Source organism: Streptomyces sp. NPDC006309 (genome assembly GCF_040613095.1).
In the GTDB taxonomy this organism is placed as follows: Bacteria; Actinomycetota; Actinomycetes; order Streptomycetales; family Streptomycetaceae; genus Streptomyces.
Genome location: NZ_JBEXRO010000023.1, coordinates 77,297 through 91,936 on the forward strand (window position 1 = coordinate 77,297; position 14,640 = coordinate 91,936).

At 71.5% G+C, this 14,640-nt stretch carries 13 protein-coding genes and 2 pseudogenes; 6 read left to right on the top strand and 9 right to left on the bottom strand.

The features are described 5' to 3' along the window. Nucleotides 1-670 precede the first annotated feature (670 nt). Nucleotides 671-827, top strand: a pseudogene (locus tag ABZ117_RS26290) (gamma carbonic anhydrase family protein); the annotation flags it as partial. A gap of 118 nt (nucleotides 828-945) precedes the next feature. Here ABZ117_RS26290 and ABZ117_RS26295 read toward each other — a convergent pair. The 7 genes and pseudogenes from ABZ117_RS26295 to ABZ117_RS26325 all read right to left on the bottom strand — a co-directional run bounded on the left by ABZ117_RS26295 (nucleotide 946) and on the right by ABZ117_RS26325 (nucleotide 7,132). Further along, nucleotides 946-1,356 (bottom strand): hypothetical protein, encoded by a 411-nt coding sequence (locus tag ABZ117_RS26295; protein ID WP_356824259.1) that lies wholly within the window; start codon nucleotides 1,354-1,356, stop codon nucleotides 946-948. Nucleotides 1,357-1,519: 163 nt separating this feature from the next. Then, nucleotides 1,520-1,615, bottom strand: a pseudogene (locus tag ABZ117_RS26300) (IS5/IS1182 family transposase); the annotation flags it as partial. A gap of 5 nt (nucleotides 1,616-1,620) precedes the next feature. Then, a complete protein-coding gene (locus ABZ117_RS26305) occupies nucleotides 1,621-2,358 on the bottom strand; it encodes a response regulator transcription factor (RefSeq protein ID WP_356824260.1) in 738 nt (245 codons plus the stop codon). A gap of 38 nt (nucleotides 2,359-2,396) precedes the next feature. After that, nucleotides 2,397-5,042 carry an FtsX-like permease family protein gene (locus tag ABZ117_RS26310; protein ID WP_356824261.1) on the bottom strand — a complete coding sequence of 882 codons (2,646 nt, stop codon included), beginning with the start codon at nucleotides 5,040-5,042 and terminating at the stop codon, nucleotides 2,397-2,399. Beyond that, nucleotides 5,039-5,764 (bottom strand): ATP-binding cassette domain-containing protein, encoded by a 726-nt coding sequence (locus tag ABZ117_RS26315; RefSeq protein WP_356824262.1) that lies wholly within the window; start codon nucleotides 5,762-5,764, stop codon nucleotides 5,039-5,041. Before ABZ117_RS26315 ends, ABZ117_RS26310 begins: the two co-directional genes overlap by 4 nt. Beyond that, complete coding sequence (locus tag ABZ117_RS26320) at nucleotides 5,751-6,491, bottom strand: ABC transporter ATP-binding protein (protein ID WP_356824263.1); 741 nt, start codon at nucleotides 6,489-6,491, stop codon at nucleotides 5,751-5,753. The genes ABZ117_RS26315 and ABZ117_RS26320 overlap by 14 nt, the downstream gene beginning before the upstream one ends. Nucleotides 6,492-6,496: 5 nt before the next feature. Next, nucleotides 6,497-7,132, bottom strand: coding sequence for a hypothetical protein (locus ABZ117_RS26325; RefSeq protein ID WP_356824264.1), 636 nt, complete (start codon nucleotides 7,130-7,132; stop codon nucleotides 6,497-6,499). A 152-nt stretch (nucleotides 7,133-7,284) separates the two neighbouring features. Between ABZ117_RS26325 and ABZ117_RS26330 the strand changes: the two genes are divergently transcribed. Further along, nucleotides 7,285-8,610, top strand: a complete 1,326-nt coding sequence (locus tag ABZ117_RS26330) for a HAMP domain-containing sensor histidine kinase (protein ID WP_356824265.1) — start codon at nucleotides 7,285-7,287, stop codon at nucleotides 8,608-8,610. Here the strand turns inward: ABZ117_RS26330 and ABZ117_RS26335 are convergent. Continuing rightward, nucleotides 8,580-9,653 (bottom strand): sodium-dependent transporter, encoded by a 1,074-nt coding sequence (locus ABZ117_RS26335; protein WP_356824266.1) that lies wholly within the window; start codon nucleotides 9,651-9,653, stop codon nucleotides 8,580-8,582. The genes ABZ117_RS26330 and ABZ117_RS26335 overlap by 31 nt on opposite strands. Before the next feature lie 968 nt (nucleotides 9,654-10,621). Here ABZ117_RS26335 and ABZ117_RS26340 point away from each other — a divergent pair. The 3 genes from ABZ117_RS26340 to ABZ117_RS26350 all read left to right on the top strand — a co-directional run bounded on the left by ABZ117_RS26340 (nucleotide 10,622) and on the right by ABZ117_RS26350 (nucleotide 13,134). Continuing rightward, nucleotides 10,622-11,755 carry an alpha/beta hydrolase-fold protein gene (locus tag ABZ117_RS26340; RefSeq protein ID WP_356824267.1) on the top strand — a complete coding sequence of 378 codons (1,134 nt, stop codon included), beginning with the start codon at nucleotides 10,622-10,624 and terminating at the stop codon, nucleotides 11,753-11,755. A 3-nt stretch (nucleotides 11,756-11,758) separates the two neighbouring features. Next, nucleotides 11,759-12,580: a DUF998 domain-containing protein gene (locus ABZ117_RS26345; protein WP_356824268.1), complete on the top strand. Its 822-nt coding sequence runs from the start codon at nucleotides 11,759-11,761 to the stop codon at nucleotides 12,578-12,580. Between the two features lie 344 nt (nucleotides 12,581-12,924). Further along, on the top strand, nucleotides 12,925-13,134 hold the full coding sequence (locus tag ABZ117_RS26350; protein WP_356824269.1) for a hypothetical protein: 210 nt from the start codon (nucleotides 12,925-12,927) through the stop codon (nucleotides 13,132-13,134). 137 nt (nucleotides 13,135-13,271) lie between these two features. On the opposite strand, the gene ABZ117_RS26355 is transcribed toward ABZ117_RS26350, so the two are convergent. Next, nucleotides 13,272-13,460 carry a hypothetical protein gene (locus ABZ117_RS26355; RefSeq protein WP_356824270.1) on the bottom strand — a complete coding sequence of 63 codons (189 nt, stop codon included), beginning with the start codon at nucleotides 13,458-13,460 and terminating at the stop codon, nucleotides 13,272-13,274. Between the two features lie 401 nt (nucleotides 13,461-13,861). Between ABZ117_RS26355 and ABZ117_RS26360 the strand changes: the two genes are divergently transcribed. Next, nucleotides 13,862-14,149 (top strand): hypothetical protein, encoded by a 288-nt coding sequence (locus tag ABZ117_RS26360; protein ID WP_356824271.1) that lies wholly within the window; start codon nucleotides 13,862-13,864, stop codon nucleotides 14,147-14,149. Nucleotides 14,150-14,640: the final 491 nt, after the last annotated feature.

Genomic DNA, 14,640 nt, shown 5'->3' on the forward strand with positions numbered 1-14,640 from the left:
TCAGCGATGAAGGGGACCGTGCCGTGTCATGGCGCCGGCTGTCTGTCGGCGGGCCATATACAGGGCTGTGTCCAGCTGACGGGTGCCCGTGACCACTCAAAGTGTGTATGTGGCGTCTTCAAGCCGACGTGCGGCCTTCGCGCGCCCGCCGGATGCAAGCGCAGCCTGAGCGATTCGCACCGTTCGACCAGCTCCCGCAGGAGCGAGGAACGCGCCACGATCACGGTGCCCGCCTCCGTCCTCGCTCGTTCGGGTCATCTCCGTCATCCATGCGGTCACAGCCGTCGGCGTCCCCCGCACCCCGAGAACCACGGTTTGCGCCGGGTCAGCCGCCTGGCCATCTCCTGGTGGGTGCCTGTGCTCAGCAGGTAACGCCGCTCAGTGCGTCCGCCAGTAGGTGAGGCAGCTGGGTAGGTAGAACGTGCGGGAGTTCGGTCGGCCGCTGTCGGCGGCGGGTCCTACCGCGTGTGCACCTCGTTGGTGGCCTGGATCTGCCTCCACGATCGCGGCTCCGTCGGGCGGAGGCCGGCGGACCCGAGAGCCGGGGCGTCGGGCTCTAGCTTGGTGGTGAAAAGTCAGGTGAGCGGCAGCGCGCCGAGCGGCTTGCCCGAGATCCGCAGGGGTCGAAACCGGCCGATCGCGGGAGTGGCGAGGTAGCTGGCCCGGGGCGGCGGTACTGCACCGCTGCACGATCGAGGGCGACGTGCTGGTCGGGATGGGCGCCGGTTCGCTGATAGCGGCCGGCGCGGTGGTGCCGCAGGGCATGCAGATCCCGCCCGGTTCGCTGGTGGCAAGTCCCGGCCAAGGTCAGGCGCGAGCTGACGGAGGCGGGAGCGCCTGGGCGTCAAGGCCAACGGCGAGGGCTGCCTGCTGCTCGCCAGGCGCACTCGGAGCTGTTCGCGGAGGGCGGCGAAGCGGATCTCGACCGAGCGGGCTCTTCGCGGGTCAGTGCCAGTAGGAGGGCGAAGACGATCCGGAGCCGTTCCAGGAGATGACCAGGAGAATGACGATGATCGCCAACGGGACGGCGACGAGCAGGGCGCACCCGATGGCACCGGGCAGGTTCTTCCTGCGGAGGCGCTGATCGAGCAGCTTGGCCTCGGGGGTGTCGTTCCGCCAGTGCGGCTGGATCTCCGCGGTGCCGTCGGCGATCGCCCCGGCCACCCGGGCGACGTCCGCGGGGTGGTACGTGCGCCACCTGCTCTCACCCCAAGGGGAGTGCGAGAACCGGAGGTTGTTGCGGACTCCGTTGGCGTTCGCGGTGGTGTACAGGCAGGTCGCCCGGATGGTCGGCCAGGCTCGGGCCAGCTGCCTCTCGGCCAACCAGGCGACGTACTCCGGTTCGGCTGCTGCCACGGGCGCACCTACTCTCGGCTCGCAAGCAGTCTCTCCCCGCCCCGGCCGGATAGGCAACACCCTCCTCTCGTACCCGACTTGGCTCCTCGTGGCGCCACTATTGACTGAATACCTAAGAGTGGCCGCCAGCGGGTCATCGGATGCGGGAGAGGTTGACGGCGAGTTCGGCCCGGTCGACGGGGCTCCTGCCGGCGCACTCGCCGCCGGAGGAAGCCTTGGCGATGCAGCCGTCGGCGGTCAGATGGTGGACTCAGAGGCCGCGAGCTACTCGGGCTCCTGTTCCAGCCGGTAGCCGTGGCCCCGCAGGGTGGTGATCTGCGGCAGGCGTGCCGGGCGCGGGGACGACTTCGCCGCTGCGGCCAGGCGGCGGCGCAGGCCGGCCATGGTGACGTCCAGGGTCTTGGTGGGGCCGAACCAGTTCTCGTCCCAGACCTCCGCCATCAGCGTCTCGCGGGAGACGGCCTGGCCGGCGTGCCGGGCGAGCAGGGTGAGCAGTTCGAACTCCTTGGGGCGCAGGGGGACGTCGGTGCCGTGGAGGGTGCAGCGTCGGCCGGTCTCGTCAAGGACGAGGTCGCCGAGCGTGACCGGTGCCGGTGGCGGGGAGGCGAGGGTCCGGCGGCGCAGGTGCGCGCGGAGCCGGGCGAGGAGGACGGTCAGGCTGAAGGGTTTGACGAGGTAGTCGTCGGCGCCGGCGTCCAGGCCGGCGATGACGTCGATGTCGTCGGTGCGGGCGGTGAGGATGATGATCAGCAGGTCGGGGAAGCGGGCGCGCAGAATGCGGGCGACGTCCAGGCCGTCCATGTCGGGCAGGCCGAGGTCCAGGAGCAGCACGTCGTACGGCGCCTGGCCGGCCTCGGTGAGTGCTCCCGCGCCCGTGCGGCTCCAGGTGGGCGCGTAGCCGCTGCTGCGCAGACCGGTAATCAGGTGGCGGCCGATGGTGTCGTCGTCCTCGACGACGAGGACGACAAAACGGCCCCGGTCCGGTGCTGCCGTTGTGCGCATGGTCGGCAGCGTACGGGTCTCGGGGCCGCTCGGTGGGTTCACAGGTCGCGCAGTTCCTCGACGGCGGGACGCCGGGCCCGTCGCACGCCGTTGAGGGCGGCGGCGAGCACGGCGGCCACGGCGGCGGCCGCGGTGAGCGTCAGGTAGCCGCCTGGCACCGCGAGGGCGGCCGGGGGCGGGTCGAAGACGCCGGTGAGGACCTTGACGAGCATCTCGGACAGCGCCCAGCCGATGAGCGCGCCGCCTGCCAGGCCGCCGGCCGTCAGCACGATCGCCTCCGTGAGGACCATGCCGCGCAGGTGGCGGCGGGTGGCGCCGAGCACAGTGGTGATGGCGAAGGTGCGGCGGCGTTCGGCGAGTCCGAGGGCGAGGACCAGGCCGCCGGCCCCGGCGGCGAGCAGCACTGCGAAGGCGAGCTCGATCCGGGTCAGGCCGGCCAGGTCGACCGAGGTCAGGCTGGTGCCGACGGTGCCCCGGGTCTGCGTGAGGTCGGTGACGGCGGCACTGGTGCCCAGTTGCCCGCGCAGCTGCGCGGCCACGGCCTTCTGGTTGCTGCCGCCGGTGTCGATGAGGAAGGCGCCGACCGCGGCGCTTCCGGTCGACTTGGCGATGTAGGAGGCGTTGGCGACGAAGAAGCTGTCCTTGGGCGCGGTCGGAAACTCCTTGACGATCCCGGCGTAATGGAACGGCACTGTCCGCAGCGCTTTCGTCGTGGCGTCCTGGACGCGCAGGTTGAGCGTGTCGCCGGGGGAGAGCTGGAAGTCCTTCACGGTCTCGGAGCTGACCAAGAGGTTGTCGGGACGTTGGGCGAGCTTCTGCATGAGCTGCCGGGCGGTGCCTCCCGAGAAGTACGTGTCTTGGAGCGAGGTCGCTGAGGCGATGGTGTCCGGGCGGACACCGTAGAGATCCTGGAGGTCGGAGCCGACGTAGGCGAACCGGTGCTGGAGCGGCTCGACATGGCGGACACCGGAGACCTTCAGGGCACCGGCCGCGCTCGGGGCAGCCTGCGCCCCGGGAGGCTCGGTGACCGTGACGTCGGCGCCGTTCGTCAGTCGCGCGTCCACCTCTGCCTGCTGCTGGTAGGTGGAGTTGAAGACCGACGTGGACACGGCGAACGAGACCGCGAGCGCGAGCAGGACCATCGAACGCGCCAGGGGGCGGCGGCGCCGGGCGAGGACGGCCGCCGTCGTCCCTGCGAGTGTCGCCGTCAGGGGACGCGCGAGCCGGGCCAGGACGGAGCGGCCGTGCGCGAGCGCCAGGAGCGTGAGTCGCCACAGCAGCAGGGCGGCTCCGATCCACAGCAGCGCGGGGCCCAGGAACGCCCAGTACGACACGGAGAGGGTGGGCACGCCTTCGGGGGCGAGGACGAGGGCGTACTGGTTGCCGGAGGAGGCGCGGAAGATCAGCCACGAGCCGATCAGCAGCATGACGTCCAGGCCGATCCGCATCCACCAGGGCGAGGCGGTGCGGCGCGCGGTCCTGCGGGTGTCGGCGACCGTCACGGTGCGCAGGTCGCGCACGGCGGGGGCGAGTACCGCGCCCGCGGCGACCATGGCTCCGAGGATGAAGGCGATGACGTACCACAGGGCCCAGGTACCGGCGCTCGCGCCGAAGGATGCCGTGCCGAAGGCGAGCCTGCCGGTCAGGGCCGCGATGCCGAGGCCGACGAGTCCGCCGGTGACGCCGACGAGCGCTGCCTCCAGACCCGCCAGGGCCACGATCCGCCGGGGCGCGAGGCCGCGCAGGCGCAGCAACGCCTGCTCCTGGCGGCGCCGTTCACCGCCGGCACCGGCGACCGCGGCGGTCAGCGCGGCGGCGAGAAGGGCGCCGGGCACACCGAGGAAGAGGAAGAGGATCTGCGCGTACAGGGCGTCCTGGCGGGCGGAGTCGAGGGCGGCGCCCAGGTTGTCGCCGACGAGCACCGAGCCGGCGCCTTTGGCTTCCAGGTTGTGGGCGGCGCCGGTCACCTGGGTGAACGCGGCGGCCGGGTCGTGGGGCAGGGCCGGGGCGCGGGCGACGTGGATCTGCGTGGTGACGGAGGTGGCGCCGCGGGTCAGGGAGGCGAACCGGGCGGCGGGCAGGAGCAGCACGTTGTCGGGCGGAGCGGTGGGCTGGGACTGGGTGGGCGCGCCGACCTTCTGGAACAGTGAGTCGGCCTGGGGGAGGTCGACCACGCCGTCCACGCGGACCTGGCGTACGCCCGTCGTTCCGGGCAGCCGGACGACGACGGTGGAACCGGGGGCCGCGTGTAGGTTCGAGGCGGTCTGCTGGGCCAGGAGCACGCCGTCGGGGCTGCCGGTGAGGGGGCGGATCTCGCCGGGGAAGAGGGAGCGGTAGTTGTCGGGGAGGCCGAGGACCAGGCCGGGGCCGGTGGTCTGGGTGCTGCCCTGCGCGGTCGCCGTGAAGCCGCTGGTGTGCGCGAAGCCGACCGGGACGGCCGAGCGTACGCCGGGCGTCTTGCGCACCAGTGACAGTGCCGCGTTCGGGTCGGCGCCGGACTGCACCTCGACCTGCCAGTCCACGGCGACCGAGCGCACGGCACGCTGCGTCATGGTCGCCTTGGAGGCGGTCAGGAAGGAGCCGAGCGCGGCGACGAGCGCGACGGCGAGCGCGATGCCGGTCATGGCGGCGATGAGCCGGCCGGTGCGGTGGCGGGCGAGTCCGCTCGCCCATGAGCTGATCATGAGAGGTCTCCCGGACTGTGGGCGGTGTCCGCGTCCACGCCGTCGGTAACCCCGTGGTCGGCGTCGACAGGGCCCGTGGACGTCAGCCGTCCGTCGCGCATGGCGCGCCGGACGGTGAGGCGGGCGGCGATGGCCGGGTCGTGGGTGGTGACGACGAGGGCCGCGCCGATCTCGTCGGCAGCGGTCAGCAGCGCGTCCAGGACCCGCCCGCCGGTGGTGTGGTCGAGGCGGCCGGTGGGCTCGTCGGCCAGGATCACCTGCGGGGCCTGCGCCAGCACCCGGGCGCAGGCGACGCGTTGGGCCTGTCCACCGGAGATCTCCTCCGGCAGCCGGTCGGCCAGGTCCGCCGCGTCCACGAGGGCGAGCGCGCCCAGGGCCGCCTCGCGCGCCCGGTCCTCGGGCGTCCCGCTGAGCACCAGTGGCAGTGCGGTGTTCTCGACGACGTCGAGCGCCGGGATGAGGCTGTCGCCCTGGAAGACCAGCCCGATGTCCTGCAGCCCACTCAGGCCGGGCCAGGTCACGGTGCCGCTGGTGGGCTGTTCCAGACCCGCGAGCAGGTGCAGCAGCGAGGACTTGCCCGACCCGGAGGGGCCGACGATCGCGAGCCGGGCCCCGGCCTGGATCCTCAGCCCGGCGCCGTGCACGGCGACGACCGCGTTCGGGCCACGGCCGAAGGTGAGGGCGGCGTCCTGGCAGTCGATCAGCACGTCAGCCGGAGACATGGCGCACCTCCGCGAGGTCCGGGCCGCAGACCCCCGCGCCCCTGCCGGTGGCCTCCGTCGCCCGCCCGTCGTTGAGGGTGATCACCCGGTCGGCTATCCGTACCGCCTCCGCGCTGTGCGTGACGATCAGGACCGCACAGCCGTCTTCGGCGCGGTCGCGCAACATCTGCAGGACCAGCCGCTCGGTGCCGCCGTCGAGTTCGCCGGTCGGCTCGTCCGCGAGCAGCACGGCGGGCGAGTTGGCCAGTGCCACGGCGAGCCCGGCGCGGGCCGTCTCGCCGCCGGACAGCTGCCTCGGCAGCGCGTGCCGGCGTCCCGCCAGCCCCACCTGGTCCAGCAGCGCCTCCGCGGAGGCTGCGGGCCGGCCGCGAACGGCGCCCTGAGCGAGGCGCACGTTGTCGCGCACGCTCAGATGGGGCAGCAGGTTGCGGGTCTGCAGCAGGACGCCGATGTGCCGGGCCCGCAGCCGGGCCCGCTCGGTCTCGGGCCGGTGGCTGATGCGCACCCCGTCCACGTGCACGTCGCCGCCGGAGGGCTCGTCGAGGCCGGCAAGGCAGGCCAGGAGCGTGGACTTGCCGGCCCCGGACGGACCGACCACGGCGACGGTCTCGCCGCGCGCCACTTTCAGTGACACCCCGCGCAGCGCGAGTGTCTCCTCCTCGCCGGCCCGGAAGAAACGGTAGAGCTCGCGGGCGGTGAGAGCGTCGTCGTACGACCGTTCGGTCATGCCGCTCACCGCCACGCGAAGGAGTTACTGACGAGGCGCCACGGGTCCACGTTGTCGGCGTTCACCGGACCGGACAGCGTGAGATCCACCTCATGGCCCTGCCGGTAGAAGGCGTACCGCTCGAACGCGTCCCGCACGACCTTGCCGGTCACCGGGTCAGGGGCGGAGTCGCCCCGGTAGGTCAGGAGCACGACGGTGCCAGCCTTCCGCTTGACGTTGGTCACCTTCGGGTTGGCGAACTTCGTCACCTGGGAGCGCAGTCGGGGGACGACCGTGTTGTTGACCGAACCCGCGGTGGGCGCTGCCGAGGTGGACACGGTGGAGACCTGGACGCGGTTGAGCTTGTCCGCGAACACCGTGGTGGTGCCCTTCGCCGTACGGGCCCAGCCTTCGGGCACCTTCACCGTGAAGCCGGTGAAGCCACTGGAGGGCTGGAAGGCCACATATGCCTGGTTGTCTGGGATGTCGCCGGGCGGATTGGACTCCGTGGGCGCCCCGCCGGCGGGTGTGGAACCGCTCGTGTGCGTCGTCGACGACGAGCCCGAGCCGGAGTGCGATGCGGCGCCGGAACACCCGGCGGTCACCGCCGCGGCGAGCACCAGCCCGACTCCGACGACGACGGACTTGCGTACATGTGTCATGGCCACTGCCCTCCACGGACTGCCTGGGACCCGACGGTCACCCTCGACGCTAGGAGGGAGCCGGTTAACGGCCGGCGCGCCGACGGTTAGACGACGGCAAAAGGGTGTGCCGGGTCCGCTACGGTCTGGCGGGCGGCCCGCATGATGAGGGCATGAGACAGCGTGTGGTGCGGGTGGCCCTGACTGCCGTGCTGGTCGCCCTCGGCCTCCTCGCCGTGCCCCTGGCCCTGGCGATCAGGTCCTCCCTGTACGCGGGCCAGCGGGACGCGCTGGAGCGGGCGGCGCTGGCCGCCGCCGTCCGGGTGAACCCGGACTACACCAGGGGCGACCCGGCGGAGCTGCCGGCGGTCGCGTCCGGGCAGCGCCTGGGCCTGTACGATCTGCGGCTGCGGCTGCACACCGGAACCGGGCCCCGCACCGGTGACGACGCGGTCGGCCGGGCCCTGGCCGGCAAGGTGACCAGGGACTCGTCAGGCGGCGAGCTGGTCGCCGCCGTGCCCGTCTCGCACGCCGAGCAGGTCATCGGCGTCGTCCGCGCCTCCTCGCCCGTCGCGGATGTGAGAGGCCGTGTGCTCGCCGGCTGGGCGGTCCTGGCCGGCGTGGCCGCGGTCGCGCTCACCGTCGCCGTCCTCGTCGCCCGCCGGCAGGCGCGGGCGCTGGCCGCACCGCTGGAGGACCTCTCGCGCCACTGCCGCGCGGTGGCCGCGGGCGATCTGACCGCGCGGGCCGCGCCCAGCACCATCGCCGAGATCGACCAGGTCTCCCGCACCCACAATGACATGCTGCACAGCCTGACCGAACTCCTGCGCCACGCGCGGGACTTCACCGCCAACGCCTCCCACCAGCTGCGCACCCCGCTCACCGGGCTCCAGCTCACTCTGGAGGCTGGACTGGCCCAGGACGACCTTCGGCCGGCGCTTGAGGAGGCCCTGGAAGCCACGCGCCGGCTGCACGAGACGGTGGAGGAGGTGCTCCGGCTGTCGCACCCGGCCGGTCTGCCCCGGCCCGTCGCGCCGGACCGGCCGGTGCGGGAGCTGTTCGTACACGCCGAGGGACGGTGGCACGGACTGCTCGCCCGCGACGGCAGACGGCTGGAGGTCGCCGTCCAGGACGTGCCGGACGACGTACGCGTCCCGGGCGGGCCGGTCACCGAGATCCTCGATGTCCTGCTGGACAACGCCCGCGTCCATGGACGCGGCACCGTGCGCGTCACCGTCCGGGACCTCGACGACGCCCTCGCCTTCGACATCACCGACGAGGGCACCGTGAACGGCGACAGCGTACGGCTGTTCGAGCGCGGCCACTCCAGTGCCGGGCCCGGCGCCGGCATCGGCCTCGCCCTCGCCCGCGACCTCGCCGTCTCCCTCGGTGGGCGCCTCTTCCTGGCACGCGCCGCGCCCACCAGGTTCACGCTGCTGGTGCCCGTACGCCGGGAGGGAACCAACCCTCAGGACGGCACCGGGCAGGGCGGGCGCTGAGAGCGGGCCGCCCTGACGATCCGGCTCGCGGCCGTCTTCTGGATCAGCCCGTACGCCAGGACCGGCAGCAGCAGATGCGGCTTGTCGGGCAGAGCCGTGCTGATCAGCACCGCACTGGCGCTGCTGTTGTTCATCCCGCACGCCAGCGTGAGGGACGAGGCGGCGGGCGCGTCCAGACGCAGGAGGCGTGCCGCCGTCCGGCCCACCGTGAAGGACAGCGCGCACACAAGGCTCGCTACCATCAGGGCCGCGGCCAGCAGCTGCGGACGTGGGTGGGTCACGAAGGAGCCCAGGGCGCCGCTGGCGTTGGTGTACGTCAGGGCCAGCGAGCCCGCCATGGCCACCGGCACGATGACGCGTTGCGCCCGGTTCAGTAGTCGCTCGGACAGCAGGAGCCGGGCCGCGATGCCCGCCGAGCACGGCAACACCACACCGGTGAGCGCGAAACCGCCGTTCAGGGTGGGCCCGGCTGCGCCCAGAACGTCCGCGTAGCCGGTGTTGAGCAGCGGCGTCAGCAGACCCACGACGGCCGGGATGGTGAGCGGGCTGATCAGGGTGGAGGCGATCACGAGGCCGACCATGGTCGGCTGGTCGCCGTGGCCCTTGCCGGTCCATACCGTCGCCCCGGCCGCCACCGGCATCGCCACGATCAGGATCATCGCGGTGACCAGCCCACTGCCGCCGTCCGAATCGGGCGAGTGCTGCAGCAGAAACGCCACCGCCGGGATGATCAGCAGCGGCGCCGCGATGTGCAGCGTCAGTCCCGCGAGCAGAGCTCGCGGGCGCCGCAGCAGCTGTCCCAGCGCGTTGACGGGGACCTGGAGCCCGGCTGAGAACAGCAGCAGGCTGAGCAGCAGTGAGGCGGTGTGCAGGGTCAGGCCGGTGTGGGGCGATGTGTGCGGGTGACGTAACCAGAGGCCCGGCCCGGGCACCAGCAGCGCGGCGAGGTAGGAGACGACGACGGCCCGTCCGAGGCGTCGCCGCAGCCAGTCCGTCGCACGCTCGGCAGCAGCGGCGGAACGGGCAACGGCCGGGGTGGTCATGATGGCGTTCTTCCGTTTCGAGGGGCTGGGCCGGGCCGAAGCGCCGGTATGACGGTGATGGCCGTGTTCAGGGCCCTGTGCGCCGTGTGAGTGTGCATGGCAGCATGATCCCCGTACGCGACGAGCGGGGCGAGTTGTGCCGCGACGCGGTCAGGACGCGTTCATGTTCCCGTGTGCATGCTCGTGGCGCGTCGCCATCGCTACCACGCTCGCCGCCATCACCGGGCTGGCGGAGTGGACACGGTGCCGAGTCGACAGCAGCCCTGGTGGCGCGATCGGGACGGTCCGTGAACGTCGGCCCCGCACCGATCTCCCGGTGGACGACCTCCTCCAAGGCAAGCCGCTGGATGGCCATCCGCCTCGACCTGGCTGACGCGCGACTCTTGACGCGTGGCCCCACCATGGAGGCGAGCACCGCCGGGCGGCGAAAGCAGGCAAGGTAAGGACCGAATATGTGGAGTCCCGCCCAGGTGACCTGCAGCCTTACGCAAAGTTTGTACTCCTCTGCACGCTTCCGGCCACTTCCGAGTCGCCGCGCGGACGATCCTGGGCAAACCTGGAGGGGCGACATCGACCTTGTGGGGCGTGCACGCCGCAGGGGGCCAAATCCGTCGCCCAACGGGGCGACCACCACGGGCCCGTGGCGGCGGTCCGAGTGGTCCACGCCCGTACGAACCCGGCCGTCCGGGATCGCCCAGCCGTCCGCTTGCACCCACAAGCGCATGGGCTCCACCGGTGAGGCCCTGCGGTCGGAAAAAAGGGGGTGCCGTGAGGAACCAGCTGTTCGTGCACCCGGCGGGCGCCGATGGGGCATGTCACTTGTGCCTGCCGGTGGATGAGCCCCGGTCCAGCGGCGTCGACTGTACCGATCGGTGCCCGACCACCACGGCCTCGGGACGGTGCCCCCACGGCCGCCCTCCTGGCACGCCAAGACTGAACTCGGTCCGGCTTCCGGCCGTGTCGGACCCATGACCAGAGCCGAGCCGTTCCGCGCCGCCGGGGTGCTGGCGCTGACCGGCTGGCCGTTCCTGGGTCTGCTGTGCGCGATCTCGGTCGCGTTGATCACCGCGACGATGATGATGTGGAACCGCTGGCCGACGGGCTGGGCGCTGGTGCTGCGGCTGGGGTGCTTGTTGCTCCTGATGGTGGCGGGGACTGTCCTGGCGGCGGATGTCGTCAACCGCGAGTTGGGTTTCTACGCCTCGTTCGACGACCTTCTCGGCCGGCTGCCGCCCGTCACGGTGAAGTCCTGCTCCGCCGGTGCCGACGGGCCGCCCGCCGCGTCGGCGCACGGACGGGTCGAGCACGTTCGGCTGGCCGGTTCCGTCTCCGGTATCTCGCGCGACGCCTTGGTCTACCTTCCGGCCGTATATGTGTCCCCGGCTGCTGCCCGCAGCCGCTTCCCGGTGATCGAGCTGTTCCACGGTTACCCGGGCGGGCCCGACGCCTGGCAGCACCACCTGGACCTGACCGCCTTGCTGGACCGGGAGATCGCCGCGCGCTGCATACCGCCGGTGATCGTGGTCGTCCCGACGGACAGCGACCCCGGGCACGACGGCGAGTGCGTGGACGCGGTGCTCGGCCGACGCAACGAGACGTATCTGGCGGTGGACGTACCGGCGCAGCTGGCGGCCCGCTACCGGGTCTCGGACGTGCCCCGGAGCTGGGCGGTCCTGGGGTACTCCACCGGCGGGTTCTGCGCCGTCAACGTCGCCTTCCACCACCCGTCACGGTACGTGGCCGCCGCTGCTCTGTCCGGATACTTCACCCCGGTCACCGACGCCTCCACCGGGGACCTGTACCGGGGCAGGCGCGGCGTGCGGCAGTGGAACACCCCGCAGTGGCAGGCCGCCCACCGGCACATCGACGTGCCTCTGTACGTCGTGGCGGGACGGGCCGATCCCGGGGCACAGCGCGCCATCGAGCATCTCAAGGCCGCTGCCCGGGGCCGCGTTGCCCTCACCACAGGTGAGTCCCCGGCAGGCGGACACAACTTCAGCGTGTGGTCCAAGGCATGCCCGGCCGCGTTCGACTGGCTCGGCGACCACCTCCCGGTGCCCGTGCCCTCCCTCCCACCCCGACCGCATGACTCGGGTGGGTGAGCCATGGGAACCACAACAAGAACGCACATCCCCCTCCGGACCCACGCCTTCCGGCTCGGCGCCGTCCTCGGCATGATGGGCGCGCTCGCCTACAGCTCGTTCGTGCTGGAAGCCTTCCTCCACACGGGCCTCAGCCCGCTGCATTCCTACGTCAGCGAACTGTCCGTGACCGACAGGCCGTACGCGTTCCTCTTCCGCGCGGGCGACATCACCGCAGGCTGCGGCCTCCTGGCCTTGGCCATGGCCCTCGCCCGGCAGCTACCCGCCACTCGCCGGCGAACGAGTGGATGCGTGGCTCTGGCCGTCACCGCGGCGGCCTCGATCGGTGACGGTGTGTGGCCCATGCCCTGCGCCCCGTCCCTCGACCCGGTCTGCCGCGCCACCGACAGCGCCGACCTGGACCAGCAGATCGGCCAGATCCACACCCTGTCGAGTCTGGCGGAATTCACCGGCGCGATACTCGCCATGGTCCTGCTGAGCAAGGTCCTTCGGTGCACCGGCCACCGCCGCTCCGCCTGGTGGAGTCTCACCGCAGGCGTCGCCACCGCCGCACTCGGAGCCCTGGAGATCGCCATGGCGCTCACGGGGATACGCTGGATAGGCCTGCCCGAACGCGCACAGGTCCTGCTGGTCTCAGCCTGGTGCGCCGCTATGGCACGCTTGCTCATACGCATGCCCCCGCTCTCGGCGCCTCGGCATGATCCGACGGCTATCCCCCAGCGCACGTCCCTCACCCGATTCCGCCGCATCAAGCCCGGCCGATCGTGGAAGCGACATGCGTTCGTCAGATGCTCAGCGGGACTGCCGAGCTCCTGCAACGGATGATCCGGTCGCCGGGCCCCGTCTTTGCTGTCCGGCCGGAACGCTGCCGGACGTTCTACGCGATGAAGGGGAACAGTGCCGCACCGGTCTGCACGATCTCCGCCGACGTCACCCTCCTCGGGCAACCCGCGACGTACTCCTGTTGGTCAACCGCAGCATCCCATCACAGCCAAGTTCCAAGGGGACCACCCACCGCCGTCGGCGCCGGCCTCCACGCAGCACTGCCATCCCTGTCTCCCTGCCGGAGACCCACTCCCGGAACCTGCCACGACCCAAGCCCGAGCCGTGCGACCAGAACGTCGGCGTCGGGCGCGAGCCGTGCACGCCCAAGGACGTACTGGCACCTGATGTCCCAGCATGCGAAGCCCGCCCCGGGCGGTGTGCTGCTGGCCGTGCTGCTCGCCGCCGCGGTGTTCGTCGTGGCCCGATTCAAGCTGACGCCGCCTTTCTCTGAGGCCAGAGTCTCGGGCTCCGCGCAGACCGTCTCGACCAAGCCCCACCACCTGATGAGCAGTCAGGCAAGCAGGGCGTCGTCCAAGCCGATCGGGTACTCGTGACCTGCGTCTTCGCCGTGATTGCTGCTACCACCACAGTCCGGGACACGACCCCAAGCAGTCTGCTTGCTGCGCAGCTTCACGCTTGCCGCTCAGCCCGGCGGGCGGGTCAGCGCCGTTTCGGACGGGCGCTTGTGTGCTCAGCCTTCCCATGCCTCTGGCCCGCCTTCATGCCACTCGATCAGACCCGACTCGGCGACATCCGGCCCGTCCAGCCGGTCAGGCCGGCGAACGCTGTGAGGTCGTGAAGGCTGGTAGGCGGTGCCGAGAATTTGGTCGTTGATGCGCACCCCGGGGCCACCGGTCTCGGACGGCGGGTAGACGATCACGCGGGGTTCGGACCTGGCACCAGCCTCCCCGTGGGAGAGCCCCGCATCACGGGCACAGCTACGGAGTTCACAGGCTAGAACTCGGTAAGAAGCGAGGGTTTGGTCCTGCCCCCTCGCACGCCTCCTACCAGTGCTTTTGCATAACCCTTCGCTGGTTCTGGAACGTTTCACACCTACTCCGGGAGGCCGAGTGGGATGGGATCGGGGAGCCTGGCCTTGAAGACGATCGTCCCGAAGGACATGCGTGTGGCGGGGGAACATCCCTCAACCCGACGGGAGCCGCAATGAACAGTAGTTTCCGCAGCCGGGGCATCCGGGCCGTAGCCGCCGGGGTCCTGTCGGCAGGGTTGCTCGCGGGTGGAGCGGCCGGCGCCGTCGCCGCGGGCTCAGCGCCCACTCCGATGCCGACCACCAAGGCCGCCTCGATCACCGTCACGGCCAAGCCGACGACCGTGACGGCCGGACACAAGGTCGTCTTCACCGGACGTACCACCGGCATCAAAACTGGTGCTTCGGTCATGCTGCAGCGGGAGAAGAAGGGCACGTGGACCACGCTGCACGTCAGCACCCAGGTCAAGAAGGGCGGCATTTACGCCCTCAGCACGCGCCCGAGCGGCAAGGACACGCAGCACTACCGCGTGTCGTCCGGTTCCGCTCATTCCCGCACAGTGACCGTCACCGTTCGGTGAGGACCTGAACTCCACGGCAGGACAGGGCCGCCAGCGAATACCGGCCGCTGCCGGCCCACACAACCCGGGGACCGCCAGCGGCCGTCGGGTGGTGTGGGCCGGTCGGCGGACGGTTGGCTGCCTGCTTCTCCTGGCATGCCCGATGTCAACGGACCGCGTAAAGGGCTGAGTGAGGTAGAGGCCGGCCACAGCCCATCGTTGAGGGACGCCGACGGGCCATCGGGCAGGTCGGCGTCGACAGTGGTTACCTGGCCTGACCCGGCCACCGCCCACCGGGAGCCCGCGGAATCCCGTCAAGGCACCAGGTGCGGGCTGACCAGGCGGACCACGAGGACTGTCCAACGCACGGGTGACGCGCCGGCCCCCAGTCGCCAACTGGCGGACGATCTTTCGCGGCTCGGACCACTCTGCCCAGACGGCCACGCGGTCGCTGTTGCAGCACACCTCGTCCTCAGGCATCGAAAGCAGTTCTGCCTCCTTCGGCCGCTGCT

What these genes read in the sequence shown, in the direction of transcription:
- ABZ117_RS26345 (WP_356824268.1), top strand. Translation starts at nt 11,759, where the DNA reads ATGGGAACCACAACAAGAACGCACATCCCCCTCCGGACCCACGCCTTC.
- ABZ117_RS26320 (WP_356824263.1), bottom strand. Translation starts at nt 6,491, where the DNA reads ATGACCGAACGGTCGTACGACGACGCTCTCACCGCCCGCGAGCTCTAC.
- ABZ117_RS26325 (WP_356824264.1), bottom strand. Translation starts at nt 7,132, where the DNA reads ATGACACATGTACGCAAGTCCGTCGTCGTCGGAGTCGGGCTGGTGCTC.
- ABZ117_RS26335 (WP_356824266.1), bottom strand. Translation starts at nt 9,653, where the DNA reads ATGACCACCCCGGCCGTTGCCCGTTCCGCCGCTGCTGCCGAGCGTGCG.
- ABZ117_RS26310 (WP_356824261.1), bottom strand. Translation starts at nt 5,042, where the DNA reads ATGATCAGCTCATGGGCGAGCGGACTCGCCCGCCACCGCACCGGCCGG.
- ABZ117_RS26305 (WP_356824260.1), bottom strand. Translation starts at nt 2,358, where the DNA reads ATGCGCACAACGGCAGCACCGGACCGGGGCCGTTTTGTCGTCCTCGTC.
- ABZ117_RS26330 (WP_356824265.1), top strand. Translation starts at nt 7,285, where the DNA reads ATGAGACAGCGTGTGGTGCGGGTGGCCCTGACTGCCGTGCTGGTCGCC.
- ABZ117_RS26360 (WP_356824271.1), top strand. Translation starts at nt 13,862, where the DNA reads ATGCCGACCACCAAGGCCGCCTCGATCACCGTCACGGCCAAGCCGACG.
- ABZ117_RS26340 (WP_356824267.1), top strand. Translation starts at nt 10,622, where the DNA reads ATGACCAGAGCCGAGCCGTTCCGCGCCGCCGGGGTGCTGGCGCTGACC.
- ABZ117_RS26315 (WP_356824262.1), bottom strand. Translation starts at nt 5,764, where the DNA reads ATGTCTCCGGCTGACGTGCTGATCGACTGCCAGGACGCCGCCCTCACC.
- ABZ117_RS26350 (WP_356824269.1), top strand. Translation starts at nt 12,925, where the DNA reads ATGTCCCAGCATGCGAAGCCCGCCCCGGGCGGTGTGCTGCTGGCCGTG.